The following is a 22,728-nucleotide window of genomic DNA, read 5'->3' as shown; positions in this document are numbered from 1 at the left end:
AATTAACGGGCTCCTGTATCGTAGGCAGCCAGATCAATATCGAGCGACCAGATCAATACCCGCGACATGGCGTGCCGATCGCGTGTTTGCTCCCATTCCTTGATGATGGAATGGTCGCTCAGACTGATGCCTTCGTTCGTTTTGGCTGGTGATTTGTTACGCTGGGCTGCGGTAGGAAAATCATTCAGCCAAGCGGCAAAGACCGCACTGTCGGGAAAATACGTAGTGCGATAGGGAGCTTCTCCGCCGATCGCCGCTTGTACATTGGTAACCAGAGTGCGTGCAAATTGGTAGCGCAAGGCGCCATTGGCCAGGCGAGATATGTGGTTGCCAGCTTCCCAGATAGCAGCCATGGGCAGCAGAAAGTGGTCACCGTTTAATACACGATCCTGGAAAGCATCCAGAATTTCTCCACGCTCTTGATTGCGGCCAGGCACATCCAGCACGTTCAAGTAAACCGTAGTATCCAGCAATACGATGTCACTCATTGCTGGCTCCCGAACGCATCTTGGCCAACCAATCCAGTGCACGTTGTTTGCGCGCTTCGCCCGTTGGGTGATGCTTGACGAAGCGCTCCAGGGTGCCGGAGGTCATCAGATGGCCCAAGCTACCTTGGGCGATCAGCTCCGGGTAGTCCGGGACATCGGCTAAGCGCACTAGGCGGCTGGCGCCATCTTCCGGGTGGCGGTAACAGAAAACCACTTCGGGCACGGCGCTATCGGGCAGCGCATCGAGCATCGCGGGGTTGTGGGTGGAGAGCAGTACACGCAGGTTACGCTGACTGGCGATGTCTTGAATCTGCTGGAGCAAATGGTGAGCACGACTGGGATGCACGCCATTATCGATTTCCTCGATGACCACCAAGCTACCTTCTGGCGCTGACAGCATGGCGGCTGCGATAGCCAGAACACGCAAGGTGCCATCGGAGAGCAAGGATGCGTCGCGTTCATCCATCCTGCCGCCAAATGTCTCGGTAAGCTGAACCATGACGCCACCGCGAGGCTCTTCCAGGAACGACAGCCCAGCGATGTCCTGTTCAGGCAAGCTCTGAATGAAATTCAGGATGGCCGCACGGTTGCTGGAAAAAGGCTCGTCGCCCGCCTTTTCATCAGGCCCCCAGCAGTTGAACAGCACTGCCGATACGTTGCGACCACTGCCTTGCAGTTCTTTGTCTGACGGAAACGCATAGTCGCGCATTTGCGCCGGAACCGGATCGAGAAAGAGAACAGCAGAAAGCCACTGCTCCAAGTCTTTCGTCACAGGCGGGATGCGATCCCGAGAAGCTTTATGCTTCGCGTCAAAAGTGGCTGGGCTGGTGAGCTGAGTGAAGATTGCCGTTTGATCCGTACAAGCCACATGCGGTTTATTGCCGCCATTAGCAAAGTTGTTATAGGCCACACCGGCATCCGTACCTTGTCCACTGGAGGGCTGATCCAGTGTGTAAAGCGGCACTTTTGCGCCGTCGTGGGTCAGGCTCTCAGCAGTGATGTGCAACCCATCAGCGCGGCGACTTAGACGCATGCTGAGATGATTCCACTCAGTCGCGTTGGTGTGTACACCGAGTCCAAAGGACTCACCACGTTGATAGGCCAGATCCTCCAGCTTGCCGCGCACCACTTGATCACCACTTTGCACAGCAAATCGGATAGCCGATAGCTTTTGCCCTTGCGCCAACCAGGACAGCAAGCGCATGCCTTCGATTACATTACTTTTACCTGACGCGTTAGCCCCAATCAGCACAGTCAGCGCAGACAGGGGCAACGTTGCTTGCCTGTAACTTTTGAAGTCTTCCAGAGTAATGGCGGTCAGCATGATTACTCTCCTTTAATTTCGATAGACACCTCGATCTCGGAGTAGAGGCCAAGCTGTACCTTGATTTCATTGAGCTGTTGGATCAACGCGTCGATGTCTGCGGCAGAGGTCATCTTCACTGGCACCGCGATTGACTTGCTGAGTTTGGCCGGACCTTTCTCGCCAGTTTTGGCCCTCTCTTCCTCCATGCGCTGGCGCAGGCGTTCCTGGCCTTGACGCTGGATCGACCGCTTCAGATCGTCGAGAGTGCTGTTGATGTCGTAGTCGCGCGCCAACAGTTTTTTGAGTCCGGCCAGATCCTGCGGCGCTGCGAGCGTGAGCCCGTCCAGACGATTCACGGCATTGCCACGTTCCTCCTGGGTGAGTTCTTCCCACTCGGGGATACGTTGCAGGTCTTCAACGCCTTCCTTCAAACGCAGCTTTTGCTGGTCTGAGAGCGTGATGACCGCATCGCGCACGCGGCCCTTCAAATGAGTGAGCTGTGAGTTGAAGTCTGCGGTGTGTTTGTAGAAATCTTCTTTGCCCAGGCGCTCCGACAGAGTTCCCAGGTCTTCGGCAAGTTCGCGGCGCAGCTCGCCTGGCACGCCGGTGTCCGGCAAGGCTTCGATGTCGCGGCGGTGGGCTTGCAAGTCGCGCAGGGTGGCGTCAAGGCCGTTGTCCAGCACCCGTTTCACTTCCAGCGACCACTTGAGGTTGTCGTAAATGGCGGAGGTCTCGGCGCCCAGGCGCTGCGGAGCATCAGAGGCATCGGTGAACAGGACGTCGGCGATGTCCTGGTTCAAGGTGCGAATACGGTCACTGCCTGCCAACCCAAGGCCAACAAGCTTCTCAGCCAAGGATCCGTAGTCGTGCTGAAAGCGTGGGAAGTGCTTCGTCGCCGCCTTGCTGATCTCTTGTTCCAGCGGGATCACCATGTCACCGACCAGTTCAGAGAGGCGCTCAGCCGCCCGGCCGAGGGTTTCGATGGATGGACGTTCGTCGCGAAGTGAAACGCCGATTTGCTTGAACGAGTTGTTGGTTTTCAGAGCGTCGATCGCCTGCTGCCCAGCCGCCGTGACTTCACGCCCAGACACTTTCAACTTGATTTCGCCAGCCATGAGCATGGCGGCCACGATGTAGCGCGTTGTATCCGGCGACCAACCAAACGGGTCGCTGCCAAAGTCGTCAAGCAGACGCTTTCCATCGACCGTACCGCGCTTGTCGATGTAGTCGCGGATGCTGATCATCGCCTTGTGATCGGTCTTGAACGAGGCGCGCCCCGCTACGGTTTGCACCAGTCCGAGCGGGTCCAGCGCGCTGCTGATGGCTGCGGGGTTGGCAACTTTCAGGAATTTCTCGGCGGTGTCGGTTCCGGCACGCACCGGCGCTTCGACATAACGGTCGAAGACCTGGTCTGCGACGTCTGCAAGCAGCTTCTTGGCGGCTTCCAGCAGGTCGGCGTTCAACGCCGATACGGCAGTGGCTTGGCCTCGAAAAACGAACGAGCCAGCCTGCAGGGTTTGTTTGATCTTGCTCTGTAGTTGAGTCGCAAGCTTGGCGGCGCGATCAAGCTGGCCTGAGCAGTAGTCCTTGACCTCTTGGTCGGGCTCGTTGCGATGCAGCTCGGCGATGCGCTGGCAGCGGTAGATTTCATTTGCCAGGTCGTCGAGGTCGGCATTGGAGCGGGCCAGCAGACCAATGACATTGCGACCGGCGCGACTACGGGAGTCGTCCAGCATCCGATGCTTGGATGTCTCGTAATCACTGGCAGGAACCAGTTCTACAACAGTCTGGATGGCATTGTTGTCACCAGCCAGGCTGGTGGTGGCGCTGCCAGCCTGGACTTTCAGGCCCGTTGCGACGGCCATAGTCCCGTGAAGGCTGACTCGGGGAAGCGGGTCGAAGGATTCGCGCAGCGCATCGTTGAAAATACGCTTCACATCGACGGTACGCAGCGCAATGGCACCGCGCTCTTGTTCGATGTCACGCAATTTTTCACTGAGAAAGACCAAGCTGCCATCTTTCTCGCCCAGCGGCACGTGCACGTCGCCCAGCATTTCCTCGACGGCCTTTTTGACCGTGTCGAGTTGCGAAGACGCGGTAACAGATGGGTGCATCAGGCTGGCGACGTTCTGCACCGACACAGGCAGATTGCCCAGGATCTGCAGCACAGCGACGGACTTGGCGATGTCTTGATGAAGTTGCGAATCCGGGAAGCGAATCTGTACTTTGCCGACCGCCTGGTGGATGGACGTGAAGGCGCGGCGGATATCCTTTTCCAATTCGTCGTACAGGGTGACAGTGGTCGCCAGCCAGCCTACGGGTTGATCGGCCATTGCCTTGGAGCCACCTTCGCCCTTCAAAACGTCCTGGATCACCTTGATCGCCGAGCGCAGACCGATGCCACCGGTCGATTTAGCCAGCGCACCCAGCAGGTGCAGCAAGATGTCAAAGTGCGCCGGCAAGAACGGGTACAGATTGGTGAAACTTTCTTTGCTGAAGTCCGCGTCGTAATACTTGGCGTCTTGCAGTTTGGTGTTGTGTCGCAGCGCTTGGCCGTGGGCATCGAACAGCTTGCCCAGTTCAGTCTCCCCCGTTGGCGATTTGCCGAGCAGGCGGCGGTAGCAAATCTCCTTGATGTCACTCGATTCAAGGTCAATCTGGATCGGGAAACGGTCCTTGAGTTTGTAGAGCTTGTCGGAGTTCAGTGCGGCGCGCGGGTCGTCCTCCGTCAGCGTCTGCTGCGCAGTAGAGATGATCCATGCCTTCCCGTCCCCCAGCCGCTTGAGATTCTTCGCCAAGCCATCGAGGTTGAGAATCAGGTTGTCGCGTGAGGCGACGTACTGGCCGACTTCGTCGACGATGAAGATGATGTTCTGCTTGCCGCTTTTTTCGCGAACGATGTCGATCATCTCCTGCACGCGCTGGTCTTCGAACTGGAAGAACCCCTCGGTGCTGGATGAGAAGGACTTTGCTTCCGGGAAGAGTGCGGGATACATCTCATGGGCGATTTTTGGGATCAGCCCGTCGATAGCCAATGGGTTGTTCTGCACGCGCGTCCAAGTTGCGCCTGGCAGCGCTTGGCCGATGCGATCGTGCAACTCGGGCGTTCGACCATCTTTCTCGACCATCCGCTCGAATGCGGCGACCTTGAGGTTGCGCGAGTAGCCAGCCCACTGCAGTACCTTGAAATAAAGAACGGTGGAGACATCCTCCATCGTGGCGCCGGCGAGCATTTCGCTGGCAAGGTCAAGCATGACCACCGCGGCCGGGAAGCGCTTCGCGACAGTGGAGAGGAGCGCTCTTGTCTGCGGCTTGTGAAGACGGTCTTGCAGGTGGTTGATGAACGGCGTGCCGTCGATGGTGCGCTGATCATCGAACGCCAGGCCGAGGTACTTGGTGAACGAACTCTTGCCCGAACCATAGAAGCCCGAGACCCAAACACCCACTTCGTTTTCGCCACCGGATTCCATCGCGAGTTGCATGCGATCGAGGAGCTTGCGGAACTGCTCCTCGATGCTTTCGGTGACCACGTACTCGGAGATCTCGGCCTTGAGGCGACCTTCTTGCGAGGCACCATAGGTGATGACCTTCTCGATGGTCCGGTAAATGTCCTTGCTTGGATCGAAGAGTGAGCGAATCGTCATAGATTTGTCCCAGGATTCTTTTGTCTGTTCAGCCGCCAACGTGTACGGAGCGGTAATTTCCATCTTCCGGGTAGAAGCCGAGAAACTTCAGGCGCGTTTTGCCGGTTCGCTCGCCGGGGTAAAGAAAAATCGTCGGTACGTGAAACTTGCCTTGAAGCTGGCTTTCGATAGCACCAATCCGCATGAATGGATGCAGTGCTTCCAGATCAGTGACCAGCAAGAGCGCGCTCTGCTGTCCCTCCAGAGGCTGCAAGGCGGCCTCAAGCCGATTGAGCAAGCCGTTCTCTGTTGTCAGGATGTCCGCCAGGGCCTTGTTGGTACGCGGCCAGTCCAGTGGTGCAGACTTGTCTTCCATCACGCAAAGTGTCCAGAATGGATCTTCTTTGAGCAAAGCCCAGATTTGCTCGACGATGGAGAAGGTATGCACATCCCAGCCTTCCTGGTGAAGCTTGGCCACCCAGGCAGGCGTTTGTCGTTTCACTTCGAGAATTTGCTCTGGCGGGAAGACCAGGTAGTAGATCGGCTCGAAGCTCGCATGGCCGAGTTCCCGCCCATGCCGAATGCGCTCGCGCAATTCGTCAAAATCAGCTTTGATTGAGGACATCGCAGAGCGCCTCCATATCTATTTTTTTCCAGCTGATGCGGATCACATCGCCAGCGGCCTGGACGATGAGCAACCCTTTCAGCGAGAGTCGTTTGATTTCCTCCAGCACGTCTTCGCGCGCCAGACCAAATAGTTTCCAGTCGTCGTGGATCAGCAGCGCGTTGTCGCTGATGCCGGAAAAATGCAGTTCGTAAGCCAAGAAGGCGGCCACAGCTGGAGAAATACGAAACGGCAGGATGCGACGGCTCGAACGCAGCCCGCGCTCGAGCATTCCGTAGTCGGCACAGCAACCCGTTAGATAGCCAGAGACCCGTCGCACGGTAGTTTCCGACCAGCGCTTGATGGTCTTTCCGTCATCGATGCCGCGCTCGACAAAAGTCCGTGCATCGTCGTTGGTGATCTCGGTGTATCCACCAGCATATCGAGCCCAGTAGACGTGGCGCACGAAGTCGCCAAGGATCGGGTTTGCCCGACTCGTAAATACGAGCATGAGTTGCGTCAGATCAGCCGTGGATAAGGTTGCAGATAGACGTTTTAGATGAGCTGCCGGTGCGCCATTTGCTACGAGATAGCGTGGCGCGAAACATTCGACGACGATGTTGCGGAGCCGGCGTGCGGTGACGGTGGGGAACCGACCTGAATCCAACGCGACCAGATGCAACTGATTGGCCGACATGCCTGGCGACCACAGGTCGAGCAACGTCTTGGTTTCGTTGACGAGACCAAGACCTGCTTGCAACTGAGTCGTGTAGGGGGTGTTGTCGGCCACGATTACCCCGCCAAATACGGATAGGTTTTGGCGTTTTGGGTGAAAGCCGATAAGTAGGCGGCAGCGATGGCCTTCAGCGTGTCGGTGGAATCGAGATCCTTGATGTTCCCGACCACCGTTGGACCGACGCTTGACGTGCCGCCAGTTGCCGCCAATTGCTTCAACGCATCCAGCGCCGCTTCTTTGCTCTGTAGCGCCTGGTTGGCAAGTTCTTCTCCTACGCTGCTTTGCACGGTCGCGTGTAGGTCTTGCTCGACCTCTTCGGGCAACCGGAACAGGTGGTAGCTGCCCACGCTCAAATGATCGTCGTGCAATCGTCGTGCTGCTTCCAGCACGCCGTGATACTGAGCGAGACGACTCGTCTTTGAAAAAACAGGCTCAAGGAAAAGCTTGCTTGATGCCTCATAGAATGCCGTCGGCCACCAGGCACACTGAGCACGCTCGCCAAGGAAGCCGACAAGCATCCTCATCTGTAGCAATGTCGTTAGGTAGGATTCTTTCATCTCATTTCTCATCATTCGTTTGCTCTGCTGAGGCTGCGCCGTAGAGGCAGAGTATTTCTTGATCAGTCAAAAGCGACTCCCGCTTCAGCACCTTCTGCGGATGCATACCCCGGCGCCAGCACTGCATTGCGCACGCCATAAATGGCGAGATGGTCTTTCAACCAGAGCCGATACTCAGGGCCGCGCAGGCTGTGGTCAGGGGAACAGTCCACACTCCACTTGCGCAGGATGTAGCCGGCCGTGGCGGCCCGCAGCTTCATGTGCAGCGCGCCACCCTGCATGCCGTAGTCCATCTCGGTGATTTCGGGCCGGGGCTGATCTGGATGGGGCACCAGTTCCAGTTCGACGATCCGGGTCCACTGAATGTCTTGATCGCTCATCTCATGGGGAGCCACCGACTGGTCCTTGAGGATGACGGGACGTTTGATCCGGGTGATGACGAAGTCCCGAAAATCCTGGGACTTGCGATCGAAAGCGCGAACGTGCCAGCGCAGACCGTTGTCGATCAACGCAAACGGGACGATCTCCCGCTCTGTGCGATCACTTGAGATCGAGTGGTATTCGATGCTCAGCGGGCCTTCCTGGTGGATTGCCCGGGTCACATGCGCCAGGATGTCCAAGTCAGGATGAGTGAGCCGGGACGGGCTTTCACTGGCGACCCATGCCTTGAGCCGCATTGGCTCGCCATCCCCGAAGCCCTGAGTCAGCCATGAGAGCACCCGCTCTGGCGGGAAGTCGAAGATGGGCTGAAAGCTAGGCCCCAGTACGTAGGACTTGCCTTTGGCGTCGTATTCGATGTTGCCGGGAGCCAGCTCTTTGTACAGAGCCAAGTCCCTGGATGCTGCGGCGGACTGAATGCCAAACCGCGTGACCAAGTCCTGGCGACGCATCTCCCCAATGAAGCGCACGCGCAGTTCCACGAACGCGAGCCGGTCGCGCTGTGGCTGGGTTAGATCTGCAAGCTTTTCGTGGGACATCCTGGTTGGCTCGTTTGGGTTAGCGAATGCTTGTATAGATTGTTGCAGAAAGTATATAGTCTGCGTTGGAAGTCGTCTATCAATCTATGTTGTTTTGTTTATATGCTGCATTATGATGACCATTTTGATGTGAAATGAGTGATCTGACATGGCTGAAGTCGCTGAGGAGCCCGATCAAGCATGCTCGTGAGGGGGCTTGTCTCTTTGTGCTGCACTGCCTTGACGTGAGCTGCCGGTGCGCCTGCCATCGAAGCGAAGCGTGCATCGCTCGGCATTTTTGAGTGGCAACCCAGACGACCAATGGCTGTTGGGGGGGGGCTGATGAAGGTGGCCAAGCAGGATGGCGAGATGGTCACTTCATTTTCAGGACTTCACTACACGATCCGGGAGGCATGCCCTGCATGGAGTTGCGACATCTTCGTTGTTTTACGGCACTGGCCGAAGAGCTGCATTTCACCCGAGCCGCCGAGCGGCTGCATATCGAGCAGCCGCCTCTGTCCCGAGCCATCAAGGAGCTGGAAGACGAACTGGGGGTCAGCCTTTTCGACAGGGATCGACGCGGAACTCGGCTGACTCCGGCAGGCGCTGCCTTTTTGCTGGATATCCGCAGACTTTTCACTGTTCTGGACCAGGCCAGAGAAAACGTCCGGGCCATCGCGGCCGGTCAACAAGGCAGCCTACGCATCGCCATATCCGATGGCGCAGCCGATCAGCGGCTGTCTGCGTTCCTCGCACATTGCCGTGAGGATGAGCCCGAGATTGAGGTGCGGCTGTCCGAAGTCCCGCTGGCTGAGCAGTTGCGTGGGCTGCGGTCCGGCGATTTCACGATAGGGTTCGCTCACACGGCCGAAGTTGGCGATGGCATATGTGCCGAACCGATCTGGCAAGACCCATTGGTGATCGCCATGCCGATCCGCCACGAATTGCTTGCCCATAAAGAGATACCGCTTCACAAGCTCGGAGAGCACCCGTTGATCCTGTGTGATCCGCAGGTGTGCGAGGGCTACTGCCGCGAGCTGACACGTCTTCTGCGACCTTTGGAGCGGGAGCCAAAGATTGTCGAGCACGCGTCGTCCTTGGACATGATGCTTACGCTGGTCGGAGCAGGCTACGGCATTGGGTTTACCACGGCGGCAAGGATGGCAACCAGTCAGCGCACTGATGTGGTTGCTCGGCCATTGGCGGTGGATTCGGCTGTGATCAATACCTACCTGCTGCGCCCGAGCAATGACACGTTGTCCCCGTCCTTGGAGCGGTTCATTGCCCGCCTGCGCTCGCAAGGCGGCAGCGCAGCAAGTAAGTGAGTGAGGCCAATGTGCCCGATGGACCAGCCATGGCTTCCAGTAGCTGTAGGTAGACTGCGGTGGACACACGTCTGTTGCCAGATGGCTGGAACTGGTACACTGACTGGCCGGTTGCAGAGTGCCAAACCGGTAAAATCCATTTTTAATCAATGGGTTGGATGCGCGGATTTGTTCCCTTCGCCCGCTCCAAGACTCATAAGTCTTTGATTTTTAAGAATTTTTAGCAAAAAAATTGATCGGTGTCACTACTTGGTGTCACTAGTGATAAAAGTTCCACGGCTCACAACAAACCGTTTCGGTGTCTTCTGTCTCCGTATCTACTACAGAGACCATCTAGGACGGCTCAAGTCCACAAGGCAAAGCCTCAACACCAAGAACCCCGAGTTGGCTAGGGTTCTGGCTTTACAGTTCAATCTCTCTCATGAGTTGCAACGAGTAACAGCTATGCCACCAACTAAGTCAACCCTTGGGCAATTTGCCCATCTTCTGGTGATGTTGCCCCCGTATTCCCGACCCCACCCTATTCGCAATAAAGCAGCTGGTCAGCCTCTGCAGCCTGTTGCCGCCTGAACTCCCGAGGTGAACGCATTTTCAGCGAAGAATGCGGATGCACCTCGTTGAAGTGCTCGAAGGCCGCTGGCAGTTGTGCCAGTACCGTCTGCGCGTCACTCAGGTCCATGCGCGCCACATAGTCGCGCTTGAAGGTGTTGACGAAGCTCTCGGCCATGCCGTTGCTCTGCGGGCTGCAGACGGGCGTGTTGATGGGCTTCAGGCCCAGAGCGCGCGCCAGCGCCCTCGTTTCGGCGGCGATGTAGGCACCGCCGTTGTCACTGAGGAACTCCAACTCCTGTCCCTGCGGGACCGCTTCGACCGAGCCGAATCGGCGTTCGACGGCCTCGACGAGCATCTCGCGAACCGGCTCGCCTGGCAGCCCCTTGCCCTCCCATGCACGCCAGGCCAGCACCTCACGGTCGCAGCAGTCCTTGGCGAAGGCGGCCGTCACGGTTTGACCCGAATCGCACTTGATTTCCAGACCATCGGAGCACCGTCGAAGGTCGCTGCGCGAGACCGCAACACGGCCCTCATGCGTGCGTGCGGACTGGCGCCGGCGAGGCGCCTTGGGCAGCAGCAGAGCGGCTTGTGCCATGACGCGATAGACGCGTTTGGCATTGACCCTCGGGGCGCCCCGTGCCGCACGCTGGCGGTTCACCAAGGCACAGGCACGTCGGTAGCCATAGCTGGGCAAGTCGGCAATTTGCTGGCGCAGTTCGGCGAGCAGCCCGGCGTCGTCGCTGGGTGTGCGATGGCTGCGGCCATCGGCCCAGCCTTCACCGCGCCCAAGCAGGTCGCGCACATGCGAGCGCGCCAGCCCCATCGTCCGGCAGACCGTCTTCACTGGTCGTCCCCGGGCAACAAGGGCGAGCGCGCAATCCACTAATGAGATGGTCCGCCTCGCTCCTCCCCACAGCTCGCCATCGTGCTTGTGCGGGAGTACAAAGCGCGAACCGCCACCATCCACTGCAGGAGACCGTCATGAGCAACCAGCAATGCACCGCCGTCACCTATGGAATCGATCTCGGCAAGACTTGGTTCCACGTGGTTGGGCTTGACCACACCGGCAATCCGATCAAGCGTGCCAAGCTCAACCGTGCCAGCATCATCCGGTTCTTCATCAATATACCCGCCGCACTCGTCGGCATGGAGGCATGTCCAGGCTCTCAGTGGCTTGCTCGTAAGCTTCAGGCCCTCGGCCATCAAGTGCGTATCGTGCCGGCGCAATTCGTCAAGCCCTATGTGAAGTCGAACAAGAACGACACCATCGATGCCGCAGTCATCGCGGAAGCTATTACCCGGCCTACCATGCGCTTCGTGCAGATCAAACAATGCGATCAGGTTGACCTGCAGGCACTGCACCACAGCCGCGATCTCCTGGTGAGCACGCGCACACGACTCATCAACCAGATGCGAGCCTTTTGCTTAGAGTACGGCGTCGCCATGCGCAATGGGGTTGGGGCATTCAAGGTTGCCTTGCCGCCCGTGCTGAGCGACGAGAGCAATGACCTGACGCCCGGCATGCGCGAATTGCTGGTCGATCTCGCACAGGAACTCTCCACGCTTGAAGATCGGATCGCGCAATTCACACGCAAAATCAATGCACAGGCCGATGCGTCCGACATCGCACGGCGCTTGGCGACGATTCCTGGCGTGGGGCAACTGACTGCCACCGCACTCGTCGCTGCCGTTGGCGACGCGCGCCACTTCAAGACAGCACGCGACTTGAGCGCCTGGCTTGGGCTGACTCCGGCGCAGTACTCGACCGGCGGTAAGACGCACCTGACAGGTATCAGCAAGCGCGGAAACTCCTACGTACGCAAGCTCCTTATCCACGGTGCACGATCCTGCAGCATGCACCTTGACCGAACGAAGGACCGGCTGGGACTGTGGATCGAGGCGCTTGAAGGACGACTGCATCACAACAAGATGGTGGTCGCACTGGCCAACAAGCTGGCGCGCATTGCGTGGGTGGTCCTGACCAAACCGGGTGCGCTCTACGAGCGCCGAGTCCCTCAGTTGGTTACCTGACCGATGAAGCCCGCATCTGACCCTTTCACCAAACGATTAATCTCACTTCTGCTTTCCGAAGTTTGCTGAGCTCTGGATTGATGACGAAACAGTCGATCGACGCAGCGTAAGCCCGACAAAAAAAACGGGTGTTCCAACCCGGTCCACTTATTGGGAACGATGCGTGCGGATCTCATCATGGCCTGGCTGCAACCGCAGCCCACTCGCGAGAGGCCGGATACATTTGTGCAAACTGCCTTCGTCCGAGAGAAAGTGCTTGGCAAATGCGAGGCGGACCATACATTTCTTTCTGCGGCGTACTCCACAGCTTCCTTGAGGATTTCGTTCTCCAAGGTTTTCTTGCCGAGCACGCGCTGCAGCTTGGCGATTTCCGCGCGGGCAGCCGCCAGTTCGGATGCGGGCACGACGGCCTCGCCAGCGGAGACGGCGGTCAAAGCACCTTGCCGTTCGAGCTTGCGCCACTGAAACAACAGTCCAGCCGAGACCCCCTCCTGGCGAGCGACGAGCGATACGCTCATGCTTGGTTCGTAGGTTCGGCGCACCAGCGCCGCCTTCTCTGCGAGGGACCAGCGCCTGCGGCGCTGGTCCTTCACGACTACCTCGATTGACTCCGTATGCCTAGTCATATGCACAGTCCTGTTCCTATCTTCAAAGATAAGCGATAGGACGGGGTCGGGGAATCAGGGGGCTATCTCACTGGAACCAGAGGCAAAGCTCCAGAAGTACCGTATTGATATCAAAAACGGTATCTACGAGGCAACAGACGAGGCTGACCACCTTCGCATGGTTCAGGCTCTGGGGGTCATACATCGCACCCCTGCACCTTCACAAACAACCCCAAGTATTCCATTGATTCAGACATCTAAAAAGATTTCTGCTCTTCATGTAAAATTGAGGAGAAATCTAAATCAACCTTATCGTTGTGGCAATATGAGCAGCGATTTAAACCCAAGACATCCAAAAAATTCCCATCCAGATTTATATCTGGGTTATTTTTTATCATGCTAAAGGTAATGTATTTTCTTTTTATTTCTTTTTTCAAACCACTCCATTTGATTAAAATGTTTTTTTGTTCTTCATCATTAATCTCTGGGTTGAATAGATTTCCATACATATTTATTGTCAGACGATGTATGTTACTTGTGTTTTTATAGACTTCAGCCTTTGCTATCTCTTCGTCTAAATCATGCTCCAAATGCGAAATATTGAAATCTTGAATAGCACCTCTACCGCTGTTTGGCGTTTTGATTTCTACCATGTCGCGGTTTGTTAGCACTTTCTTTAAATGAAACTCTTGTTTCGCTTTAACGTAAAAATCGGTTCTATTTTCTTGAAATAATTGAATGTTTTCATGAAAAAATTTTCTAAACTTCTTGACTGACGCTGCCCCTTGCTCTCTAACCTCGACTGGAATCTCATAATTCTCATATTCTCGTGTGAGTGCAGAACACATTCTATCCGAATGATATGAAGGGACTCTTTCAGGGTGAATGTGGCTATAACTATCTTCTGGTCTCTTTAATTTTAGAAAAAATCTATCAACCGGGATATATTCTGAGCCAAGAATTTCAGTAATTAAAGCAAGTCGTTGAAGCTCTCTTTTGCTAAGTAGAGTTAGATTTTTACCTTCTAATCTCGACTTAGTTGGACTGGGTTCTTTTTTTAAATCTATTTCTGAAACAATTTTATATAAGGTGTTTTTTGTAATATATGGCATATAATCAATATTTTTAAAAGCTCGCTATAGTAAATAAACGTAATTTAATATTACTCTTCGAGAGGTCATTCATTCGGTAAGCCCGAATAAACGACCTTGGAAATATTCGTTTCAAACATTGCCACATTTTTTGTGATATAATTTAAAGCTTGTCGTAAGTGTCACCACTTTGTTAACAAAACCCATCAAGTTTTCGTTAAATATTCTTTTGAAATCAATGGGTTACGGGTGTTTTGGGATTTCTTCCCTTCGCCCGCTCCAGATTTCCTGGAGCGAATTCCATCAGTCCCGGATGTACATCCGCCACTGATATCCCACGGACCGCCTTCCGCGCGGGCCCGACCTCTTTCCCGCCGAGCCCTCCCCCGCTGTTTCTCCGCGACATTTTTGCTCCCCCGCGACGGATCTGCGCTGCCCGCGCGTTGAACGCAATAAGGCCGCCTGATGTGGCCGATGCAGGAGTCTTTCATGTCCTCATCCCGTTTGACTGTTCGCCGCGCTTTGCGTCCGCTTGCGCTGGCGCTTGCCGCCGGCAGCCTGGCCGCACTGGCCGGCTGCGTGGTAGCGCCTGTTGCGCCCGTTGCGCCCGGCCCCTATGTGGTGCCGCCGGGCGTCGCCTACGTGGCGCCGGCCTATCCGATGCCCAGCGTCGGCTTCGTGTGGCAGTACCACCCGCGCTACGGCTGGGGCTGGCACCATCCGGTCTACGGCTGGCATCGCGGCTGGCGTTGAGCCGCACGACACCGGCTGACCCCGCCACTACACCGATGCCCTTTGGCTGAAATCGATGACCCGGATGCCGACCTGCTGGCGAGACTGGCCCGCGGTGAGCCGCAGGCCGCCCGCGAACTGGTGGCGCGCAAGCTGCCACGCATGCTCGGTCTGGCCCAGCGCCTGCTGGGCAGCCGGGCCGAGGCCGAAGAGGTGGCGCAGGAAGGCCTGGTGCGCGCCTGGCAGCAGGTTGGCCACTGGCGGCCGGGCCAGGCCCGCTTCGACACCTGGCTGCATGAGGTGCTGCTCAACCTGTGCCGCGACCGGCTCCGCCGGCGCGCGGTGCGGCGCGAAGAAGCGCTGGACGAGCACGCCGAAGCCGCCACCTTCGCCGACCCCGGCCCCACACCGGAGCAGCAGCTGGACCACGCGCAGCACAGCGCCCGGGTCGCCGTCGCCCTGGATGCACTGCCGCCGCGCCAGCGCGAGGCGCTGGTGCTGCACTACTACCAGGCGCTGCCCCAGGCCGAGGCGGCAGCACTCATGGGCGTCTCCGTGGACGCCCTGGAAAGCCTGCTGGCCCGCGCGCGGCGCAGCTTGCGCGCCCGCCTGCAGGACGCAAGCACGAGCACAAGCGCAATCGCCGCACCCGCAGACCCTGGAGGATCACCGCCATGACGCCAGAACGCTTTGAACAATTGGCCGACGCCTGGGGCGCCGACCTGCGGCACTGGCCCGCACAAGAGCAGGCTGCGGCACGCGCGCTGATGGAACAGCCGGCCTTTGCGCCTGCGGCCCGGTCCTTGCTCGCCCGTGCGAATGAACTCGACAGGCTGCTCGACAGCCATGCCGTCGCTCCCCCCAGCGCAGCGCTGGCAAGCGCGGTGCTGGCCGGTTTGCAAGCTCGCCCAGGCATGGCGACTGCGCCAGGCCAACCATCGCCGCATGCATGGCCGCAGCCCCGTGGTACTGCGCCCGCACGGCCGGTGCGCGCCAGCGGTCGCAAGCCCTGGCATGGCTGGTGGTCCGGCGCCAGCATCGCCGGTGCGGGCCTGGCCGGTGTGGCCGCAGGTGCCGTGGCCGTGGCCTTGCTGATAGGCACGGCCTTGCCCACGGCGCGGCCGGCACAGTCCGAGGGCGGCTGGTGGCCAGGTACCGCCTTCGACACGGGCGGCGCCTTGGTGGAAGGAAGCGAGGAATGACGATGAACGAATCCCCCATCGGCGATGCCCCCCGCACGACGCACCTGCGCCGCTGGCTGTGGGCCTCTGCCCTGCTGAATCTGTTTCTGGTGGGCGGCATTGCCGGTGGCACCTGGCGCTGGTGGACACACCAGGCCGAGGCCAGATCGGTAGCAGCCACGACCACGCAGACAGGAACACCCACCGGAGCACAGGCAGGCCCCCCCCCGGCCACTGCGCGCGGACTGCGCTTTGCCGCAGACGGCCTGCCGCCCGAGCGGCGCCAGGCCTTCCGCACAGGACTGCGTGAAGTGCGGCGCGAGGCTGCTGCGCTGACCCAAGGCAGCCGCGAAGGCCGCGCCGAAGTGGTTCGCCTGCTGGCTGCGCCTCAGTTCGATCGCGCTGCCGTCGAGGCTGCATTGGCACGCACCCGGGCCGCCGACACGGCGGTGCGCGAGCGCGTGGAGGCGCACGTGGTCGACTTCGCGGCCCAGCTCACGCTGGCCGAGCGACAGACACTGGTGCAGGGACTGGCAGCGCAGCAAGGCCCCTTCCATGTGCCCGCATCCCCGGCCAAGCGCTGAGGAGCACAGGACACGCCTGCCCCGCCCGCGATTTTTCGAGGTGAAGCAATGAATTCTGCCGCCATCGCCCTGAACCGCTTCGGCCTGGGCGCCCGCCCTGACGAAGCGCTGCCCGCCGACCCTCAGCGCTGGCTGCTGGAGCAGTTCGCGCGCTACCAGCCACAGCCCCCTGCCTGGGCCGGTCACACGGACACGGACGCGCTGCTGTCCGACTACCAGTCCCGGCAGCGCGAGCTGCGCTCCCTGCCTGAAGGCGAGCGCGCCGCCGCCCGCCAGCAGTTGCGCCGTGGCGCACGCAACGGCTACCTGGACGCAGTGAACGCGCGCCTGTCCAGCGCCATCGACACACCCGCGCCGTTTGTGGAACGCCTGGTGCATTTCTGGTCGAACCACTTCGCTGTCTCGGTGGAAAAGCCCGTGGTGCTCGACCTGGCCGGCGCCTACGAGGCCGAGGCCATACGCCCGCACGTGCTGGGCCGCTTCGAGGACCTGTTGCTTGCCGCCGTGCGCCACCCGGCCATGCTGGTCTATCTGGACCAGGCCCAGTCGGTGGGCCCCGCCAGCCCCGCCGCACAGCGCGCTGCCCGGCGCAACCCGGACAAGGCACGCGGCCTGAACGAAAACCTGGCGCGGGAAATCATGGAGCTGCACACCCTGGGCGTGCGCAGCGGCTACACCCAGCAGGACGTGACCGAATTCGCCCGCGCGCTCACCGGCTGGAGTCTGGGCAATGACGCAGGCAGCCCGGCCGCCAGCGCCGGCTTCCAGTACCGCCCGGCATTGCACGAGCCCGGTCCGCGCCGCCTGCTGGGCCGCAGCTATGCCGCAGGCGGGCAGGAGCAGGCGCTGGCCATCCTGCGCGACCTGGCGGCCTCCCCCGCTACCGCGCTCCATGTCGCGACCAAGCTGGCACGGCACTTCGTCGCCGACGATCCGCCGCCCGCGCTGGTGCAGCGCCTTGCGGCCGCCTACCAGCGCAGCGGCGGGGACCTGCCAGCCGTCTACCGCACGCTGATCGATTCGCCAGAACCCTGGGCCGCGCCAGCCACGAAGTTCAAGACCCCCTGGGAATGGGCCGTCTCCTCAATGCGCGCACTGGGCCGGCGCGAGTTGAAGGGTGCCCAGGCCGCCGGCCTGCTCAACCAGCTCGGCCAGCCGGTGTGGCGCCCCGGCTCGCCGGCCGGCTACGACGACATCGCCGCCAGCTGGGCTGCGCCCGATGCGCTGGTGCGCCGTGTCGAGCTGGCGCAGCGGCTCGCAGCCCAGGCCGGCAACAGCGTCGATGCGCGCGCGCTGGCACCCCGATTGCTGCCCGGCGATGCACTGGGCGCGGGCACGGCCGAGGCCATTGCCCGCTCCGAAAGCGGCAGCGGCGCACTCGCGCTGCTGCTGGTCTCGCCCGACTTCCTGCGCAGGTGAACACCATGACCACGATCCATACGACCGCCACGAACATCGCGACCAGCACGGCGATCGCGGCCAGCACGATGACCAGGCGCAATCGCCGACATCTCCTTGGCCTGCTGGCCGCAGGCACCGGGCTGGCACTGGCCGCGCCCCACCTGGCGCTGGCGCGTGCAGCCACCGAGCGCCGCTTCGTGTTCATCATCCAGCGCGGCGCGGCCGACGGGCTGGAGACCCTGATTCCCTATGCCGACCCCGGCTACGCCCGGCTGCGCGGCGCCATCGCCGTGGACACGGCTGCGGCCACGCGGCTGGACGGCATGTTCGCGCTGCATCCCTCATTGGCCGAGACCGGCAGGCTCTACGCCCAGGGCCAGGCGCTGTTCGTGCACGCGGTCGCATCGCCCTACAGTGACCGCTCTCATTTCGACGGCCAGAACGTACTGGAAACCGGAGGCAGCGCGCCCTACCAGGTCAAGGACGGCTGGCTCAACCGCCTGGTCACCCGGTTGCCGCACCGGCAAGAGGCCATTGCCTTCGCGCCCACCGTGCCCATGGCGCTGCGCGGGCCGGCGGAAGTGGCCTCCTACGCGCCTTCCTCCCTGCCCCAGGCCAGTGACGACCTGCTGCTGCGCGTGGCCAGGCTCTACGAGGGCGATGCGCAGCTGCATGCTCTCTGGACTTCCGCCATGGACACGCGCGGCGTGGCCATGGACGGTGGCAACAACCGGCCGCGCCTGGATGGCGCCAGCCTGGGCAAGCTGGCAGCCGGCTTTCTTGCCCGCCAGGACGGGCCGCGCATCGCCATGATCGAAACCGGCGGCTGGGACACGCACAGTGCACAAAACAACCGGCTGGCAGCCCAGCTCAAGAACCTCGATGCACTGATTGCGGCGCTGCATGACGGCCTCGGCGAAGCCTGGTCGCAGACCGTGGTGCTGGTGGCCACCGAGTTCGGCCGCACGGCTGCGGCCAACGGCACCGGTGGCACCGACCACGGAACAGGCGCCGTCGCCATGCTGATGGGCGGCGCGGTTCAGGGCGGCCGCGTGCTGGCCGACTGGCCTGGCCTGCAGACCGGCCAGCTATTGGAGAACCGGGACCTGAAGCCGACCACCAGCGTCGATGCGCTGATTGCCTCGGCAGCCGGCGAGTGCTTCGGCATCGACCCGCAGCGGCTGGCGCGCAGCCTGTTCCCCCAAGGCCACGCCCTGCCAGGCGGTGCCCCGGCGCGGTCGCTGCCGCCATTGCTGAGAGCCTGAACGCGGGCCGCGCGCCAACATGAAAAAGGGCCGGCGCCTCAGGGCGGCCGGCCCTTGTGTCATGTGCGCAAGATCTGGCGAGATCTGACCGGTGGCAGCTCAGTGGCTGCTCAGTGCCTGCTCAGTGGCCGATCTCACGGCTGACCTGGTTCTCCTGCTGGTTCAGCACATGCTGCTCGCTGCGCGTGATATGACCGCCGTTCTGGCTGGCCATGAGGCGTTCTTCCTGGCGGATCTTGTGGTCCTGCTGGTGCAGCGCAGCCGCCTGGCCATGGCTGATCTCGCCCTTGCGCACTTCGTTGTGGATGCGGCGGTCCTGGTTGGCCAGGCGGCCGTTGACCTCGGCGCGGCGCGGATGGGTATGCTCCCAGGTGGCGGCGGACGCGGCGCTGCCGAGGCCGGCCAACGAAGCAGTGGCAATGACGAGCATGAAGGCTTTGCGCAGGGACATGGTGTTTCTCCTTGAAAGGATGTGGACGGACGTTGCTTGCAGAAGGCCGATGTCGGCTTGCCACACCACTTCAACGCACGGCCAAGGCCAATCCGTCACGGATCAAGCAAGTCCATCGTCCATCCGGGGCCGTGCACGCTACATTGGCAAGCACCGTATCCGTCCCACCTCACCAGGCAGCATGCAGCACACCCTCTCTTGCGAGAACACCACCGAAGACATCCAGCTGAGCGCCGTGCGCGTGCGGGGCATGAGCGTCTGCAATGGCATCGCACGCATGCACATGGATCTCGAAGCCAGGGGCTCGCCCGATGCACTGGACGTGATGCACCACTTCTTCAACTACCACTGGCTCAACGACCTGGACCTGCCCTATCTCGTCGCGCTTCTGGACCTGCGCAATCCTCAGGTGCGCGCCGTCAGCCTGCGTGAGGACGGCTGGGCGCAGATGGAGCCGGACCAGCGCCAGGTGCGCATCTGCAGTACCTACGGCGACTCACCCTGTGCGCTGATCGGCTGGGAGGAGTTCAGCGCGGCCATGCAGCTCGAGCACCGCTTTCTTGGTCTGATGCGGCGGTATGAGGGGCACGGCATTCCTCGCTACAGCATCGCGGAAGGCTTCAAAGTTAGGCTGCATGCGCCCATCCGGGCATAGTGCCAGTGACAGGAATGGAGACCATGGACACAGAAATTTTCCGACATGACGCAAGCGTCAAAAGGCTTCGCGAGCTGGTGACGCAAAACACCCTGCGTGACCGAGTGACCGAATTGTTCATTGCCAGCCTCGCAACGGGGGTACGCCGTGCAATGACACCCCTCATGGCGTATTACTCGGCCTCCCAGCTTCCTGCCCATGACTGGGAGCGATTCGACTATGCCGCTCACAACCGCTACTACGCACAGGAGACGGAGGTACCCTGCGCCGTCTGCGGAATCCTGCACACCGACAAGATCAGCCGCAACGATCAGATCAGCGATTTCGCCAACGCCGGCCGTTGCGCCACAGAGCCCAGTCACAGCCATCTGATCGATCTTGAAGATGTGACGAATATCCGCCTCGAATATCAGCCGGCCCAGGTGCAAGTGCTCAGATTGCTGCTCACGACCATTGACTCCATTGATCCCGCGACGTCAACGACCGAGTTGCTCAAGCAAATTTCGCAAGCCAAGATATTGAGAGGAAGCAACAATGCATCCCGGCTGTGGTGTCTGAGAATTCTGGCGGAGCTGGGTGTCGTCACCAACGCGTCCATCCCCGAGTACACGGGCGCATTCCATTTCCACGGCTTCCTGCAACGCATCAAGATGCAAGAGGATGCGTTCTCAGGCATGTCGCATCGAGCCGATCCTGTCTGGCCTTTGTCTGCAGGCCGCGGAACGCCGCCGGTGAACTGGGCGCTCGCCCACCGGCTGTTCCCGCAGTTGAACAGGCACTGACCCTGGCTGCGGCCAAAGATCCTTGCGCGACTGCAGATTCTGAAAGCGACTTTGGCCCGGGTCAGCAGAAGTTCGAATCGCCCGATGCGCTCAGCAAGGCATCGACGGCGGTGCGGTCAACTGGATGGGTTCACGGTGCGGCAATCGCTTGACAGGGGACGCGCCCGGGGGGGAGCGGCAACAGGGTGCTATCGCACGCCGGGCGACGAGCTGCCCATGTCGACTTTCAGGTCCGGGAAGGAGCTGACCATCTGGACCTTGAAGTCGGGGAAGGAGGTGACGATCTTCCACTCCCCGCAACTGTCTGCAAAGGAGTCCACCACCTTGACCTTGAGGTCCGGGAAAGAGCTGGTGGCCTGGACCTTGATGTCGGGAAAGGAGTGCACTATCTGGACCTTGCCGTAGAGGCGGATGCCTTTGTAGGTGCAGTTTTTCTTGTCGAAGTCTGCGGCGTGAACGAAGGCCGGCAGTGCGAGACAGGCAAGGACAAGGCTGAAACGCGGCAGAAGTGGCATATGCGACAAGGGAGTGGATCTTGAGAAACAAGCCAGGCCATGGCTTGCGGCCGCCCGCATACTAGCAGGCCGACCCACCCCTGCGAATGACGTCCCGCACATGCCGTCCATCCGTCCTCTGCGCTCCCTGCTGTTGCTGTTTCTGGCGATATCGGTCGAGGCGCTGGCGCAAGCGCCAGCTCCCGAACCTGTCACCGCCGCTGCGTCCGCCGCTGCATCCGCCGATGCCTCCGTTTGCAGGCACCGGGCCGACACCGCCTGCCTGCAGTCCTTCAACCTGCCGGGCGACGCGGGGCGCATGCGCTACTACGCATCGCAGGCGCCGGGGGCCAGCAACGGCGCCATGCCCCGGTCCGCGCTGGTGGTGATGCACGGGCATCCGCGCGATGCCAACCGCAGCTTCGAGGCCGGCCTGCGGGCCGCCGAAGGCGCGCAGCGGCTGCAGGACACCCTGGTCATCGCCCCGCTGTACCAGGTGCCCGAGGACCAGGCTGCGCATTGCCACAGCCGTGGCGTGCCCGCAGCCGGGAGCGCAGACGCGGCATGGACCTGCGCAGGCTGGCTGGCCGGCGAGCCCTCGCTGGGGCCGCATCCGATAGGTTCTTTCGCCGCGCTGGATGCGCTGGTGGCCGAGCTCGTGCAGCGCTGGCCCGGCCTGCGCAGCGTGACCCTGGCGGGGTTTTCGGCAGGAGCGCAGATGCTGCAGCACAGCGTGGCCTTTGCTGCCGATGCGCCGGGCTCCGTGACCTTGCGCTACGTGATCGCCGACCCGGGCACCTGGCTGTATGTCGATCCCGTGCGGCCACAGCCGCAGATGGCCGGGCAGAGTACCGACTGGGCAGCCTGCGGCACAGGCGCGGCGTTTCCGGGGGCGTGCAGCTTTGTCTTCCATGCGCCGCCCGCAGCCAGCGCCTGCCCGGGCCATGACCGCTGGAAGTACGGCCTGCAGGACCTGCCCGGCCACCTGGGGCGCGATGCGGCTGCCGCGCGGGCCCGCTATGCGGCCGCGCAGATCGACTACCTGGAAGGCGCCCTGGACAGCAGCGCGGACAAGGGCGCGTTCTATCCCATCCTCGACAAGTCCTGTGCCGCCATGCTGCAAGGCCCGTTCCGGCTGCAGCGAGGCCACGCCTTCGCGGCCTACGAGCGCGAGCTGCTGGCGCCGCAGCGGCCACGCCGCTTCGTCGTGGTGCCGGACTGCGCCCATGATGTGGCTTGCGTGCTGCCGTCCCTGGCGGCCCGGCCCCTGCTGTTTCCACCAGCGCCCTGACCCTGCAACGGAGTGCCC

The 22,728-nt window shown here is 60.7% G+C and carries 21 protein-coding genes and 2 pseudogenes; 11 read left to right on the top strand and 12 right to left on the bottom strand.

Annotated features, from left to right (window positions below; genetic code table 11):
- Window positions 1-2 precede the first annotated feature (2 nt).
- The 7 genes from ACFPFG_RS31860 to ACFPFG_RS31830 form a co-directional block, all read right to left on the bottom strand.
- Window positions 3-488: a hypothetical protein gene (locus ACFPFG_RS31860; RefSeq protein ID WP_380109914.1), complete on the bottom strand. Its 486-nt coding sequence runs from the start codon at window positions 486-488 to the stop codon at window positions 3-5.
- Window positions 481-1,812 carry an AAA family ATPase gene (locus tag ACFPFG_RS31855; RefSeq protein WP_380109912.1) on the bottom strand — a complete coding sequence of 444 codons (1,332 nt, stop codon included), beginning with the start codon at window positions 1,810-1,812 and terminating at the stop codon, window positions 481-483. Before ACFPFG_RS31855 ends, ACFPFG_RS31860 begins: the two co-directional genes overlap by 8 nt.
- A 2-nt stretch (window positions 1,813-1,814) precedes the next feature.
- On the bottom strand, window positions 1,815-5,438 hold the full coding sequence (brxC, locus tag ACFPFG_RS31850) for a BREX system P-loop protein BrxC (protein WP_380109910.1): 3,624 nt from the start codon (window positions 5,436-5,438) through the stop codon (window positions 1,815-1,817).
- 28 nt (window positions 5,439-5,466) lie between these two features.
- Complete coding sequence (locus ACFPFG_RS31845) at window positions 5,467-6,042, bottom strand: BREX protein BrxB domain-containing protein (protein WP_380109908.1); 576 nt, start codon at window positions 6,040-6,042, stop codon at window positions 5,467-5,469.
- On the bottom strand, window positions 6,023-6,811 hold the full coding sequence (locus ACFPFG_RS31840; RefSeq protein ID WP_077575501.1) for a DUF1819 family protein: 789 nt from the start codon (window positions 6,809-6,811) through the stop codon (window positions 6,023-6,025). The genes ACFPFG_RS31845 and ACFPFG_RS31840 overlap by 20 nt, the downstream gene beginning before the upstream one ends.
- Before the next feature lie 2 nt (window positions 6,812-6,813).
- Window positions 6,814-7,314, bottom strand: a complete 501-nt coding sequence (locus ACFPFG_RS31835) for a BrxE family protein (RefSeq protein ID WP_201789296.1) — start codon at window positions 7,312-7,314, stop codon at window positions 6,814-6,816.
- 62 nt (window positions 7,315-7,376) lie between these two features.
- Entirely contained in the window at window positions 7,377-8,291 is a 915-nt protein-coding gene (locus ACFPFG_RS31830; protein ID WP_380109905.1) for a WYL domain-containing transcriptional regulator, read from the bottom strand.
- Window positions 8,292-8,692: 401 nt separating this feature from the next.
- On the opposite strand from ACFPFG_RS31830, the gene ACFPFG_RS31825 reads away from it, so the two are divergent.
- Complete coding sequence (locus tag ACFPFG_RS31825; RefSeq protein ID WP_380109903.1) at window positions 8,693-9,595, top strand: LysR family transcriptional regulator; 903 nt, start codon at window positions 8,693-8,695, stop codon at window positions 9,593-9,595.
- A 520-nt stretch (window positions 9,596-10,115) separates the two neighbouring features.
- On the opposite strand, the pseudogene ACFPFG_RS31820 reads toward ACFPFG_RS31825, so the two are convergent.
- Window positions 10,116-11,030, bottom strand: a pseudogene (locus ACFPFG_RS31820) (IS3 family transposase); the annotation flags it as partial.
- Between the two features lie 98 nt (window positions 11,031-11,128).
- Between ACFPFG_RS31820 and ACFPFG_RS31815 the strand changes: the two are divergent.
- On the top strand, window positions 11,129-12,178 hold the full coding sequence (locus ACFPFG_RS31815) for an IS110 family RNA-guided transposase (RefSeq protein ID WP_197956682.1): 1,050 nt from the start codon (window positions 11,129-11,131) through the stop codon (window positions 12,176-12,178).
- Between the two features lie 203 nt (window positions 12,179-12,381).
- Here the strand turns inward: ACFPFG_RS31815 and ACFPFG_RS31810 are convergent.
- A pseudogene (locus ACFPFG_RS31810) lies at window positions 12,382-12,804 on the bottom strand (transposase); the annotation flags it as partial.
- Window positions 12,805-13,040: 236 nt separating this feature from the next.
- Window positions 13,041-13,895, bottom strand: coding sequence for a hypothetical protein (locus ACFPFG_RS31805; RefSeq protein WP_380109900.1), 855 nt, complete (start codon window positions 13,893-13,895; stop codon window positions 13,041-13,043).
- A 468-nt stretch (window positions 13,896-14,363) separates the two neighbouring features.
- On the opposite strand from ACFPFG_RS31805, the gene ACFPFG_RS31800 reads away from it, so the two are divergent.
- The 6 genes from ACFPFG_RS31800 to ACFPFG_RS31775 all read left to right on the top strand — a co-directional run bounded on the left by ACFPFG_RS31800 (window position 14,364) and on the right by ACFPFG_RS31775 (window position 19,037).
- Entirely contained in the window at window positions 14,364-14,627 is a 264-nt protein-coding gene (locus tag ACFPFG_RS31800) for a hypothetical protein (RefSeq protein WP_312372099.1), read from the top strand.
- Between the two features lie 42 nt (window positions 14,628-14,669).
- Complete coding sequence (locus ACFPFG_RS31795; protein ID WP_380109897.1) at window positions 14,670-15,284, top strand: RNA polymerase sigma factor; 615 nt, start codon at window positions 14,670-14,672, stop codon at window positions 15,282-15,284.
- Window positions 15,281-15,808: a hypothetical protein gene (locus tag ACFPFG_RS31790; RefSeq protein WP_183018179.1), complete on the top strand. Its 528-nt coding sequence runs from the start codon at window positions 15,281-15,283 to the stop codon at window positions 15,806-15,808. The genes ACFPFG_RS31795 and ACFPFG_RS31790 overlap by 4 nt, the downstream gene beginning before the upstream one ends.
- Window positions 15,809-15,810: 2 nt before the next feature.
- On the top strand, window positions 15,811-16,371 hold the full coding sequence (locus ACFPFG_RS31785) for a periplasmic heavy metal sensor (protein WP_380109894.1): 561 nt from the start codon (window positions 15,811-15,813) through the stop codon (window positions 16,369-16,371).
- A gap of 48 nt (window positions 16,372-16,419) precedes the next feature.
- Window positions 16,420-17,790, top strand: coding sequence for a DUF1800 domain-containing protein (locus ACFPFG_RS31780; protein WP_380109891.1), 1,371 nt, complete (start codon window positions 16,420-16,422; stop codon window positions 17,788-17,790).
- 68 nt (window positions 17,791-17,858) lie between these two features.
- Entirely contained in the window at window positions 17,859-19,037 is a 1,179-nt protein-coding gene (locus tag ACFPFG_RS31775; protein WP_380110372.1) for a DUF1501 domain-containing protein, read from the top strand.
- A 121-nt stretch (window positions 19,038-19,158) separates the two neighbouring features.
- On the opposite strand, the gene ACFPFG_RS31770 is transcribed toward ACFPFG_RS31775, so the two are convergent.
- The gene (locus ACFPFG_RS31770; protein WP_183018183.1) at window positions 19,159-19,488 is read right to left on the bottom strand and encodes a hypothetical protein; all 330 of its coding nucleotides are present in this window, start codon (window positions 19,486-19,488) and stop codon (window positions 19,159-19,161) included.
- A gap of 181 nt (window positions 19,489-19,669) precedes the next feature.
- Between ACFPFG_RS31770 and ACFPFG_RS31765 the strand changes: the two genes are divergently transcribed.
- On the top strand, window positions 19,670-20,143 hold the full coding sequence (locus ACFPFG_RS31765; RefSeq protein WP_380109889.1) for a hypothetical protein: 474 nt from the start codon (window positions 19,670-19,672) through the stop codon (window positions 20,141-20,143).
- 23 nt (window positions 20,144-20,166) lie between these two features.
- The gene (locus tag ACFPFG_RS31760; protein WP_380109887.1) at window positions 20,167-20,925 is read left to right on the top strand and encodes a hypothetical protein; all 759 of its coding nucleotides are present in this window, start codon (window positions 20,167-20,169) and stop codon (window positions 20,923-20,925) included.
- A gap of 188 nt (window positions 20,926-21,113) precedes the next feature.
- Here the strand turns inward: ACFPFG_RS31760 and ACFPFG_RS31755 are convergent, their stop codons facing one another.
- On the bottom strand, window positions 21,114-21,440 hold the full coding sequence (locus ACFPFG_RS31755) for a 7(1) septoil knot domain-containing protein (protein ID WP_225971107.1): 327 nt from the start codon (window positions 21,438-21,440) through the stop codon (window positions 21,114-21,116).
- Between the two features lie 100 nt (window positions 21,441-21,540).
- Here ACFPFG_RS31755 and ACFPFG_RS31750 point away from each other — a divergent pair, with 100 nt between their 5' ends.
- On the top strand, window positions 21,541-22,710 hold the full coding sequence (locus ACFPFG_RS31750) for an alpha/beta hydrolase family protein (RefSeq protein WP_380109885.1): 1,170 nt from the start codon (window positions 21,541-21,543) through the stop codon (window positions 22,708-22,710).
- The last annotated feature ends 18 nt before the right edge of the window (window positions 22,711-22,728 follow it).

Source organism: Delftia deserti (assembly GCF_042653485.1).
GTDB classification, from domain to species: domain Bacteria; phylum Pseudomonadota; class Gammaproteobacteria; order Burkholderiales; family Burkholderiaceae_C; genus Comamonas; species Comamonas acidovorans.
This window is presented reverse-complemented; position numbering and strand designations above follow the sequence as displayed.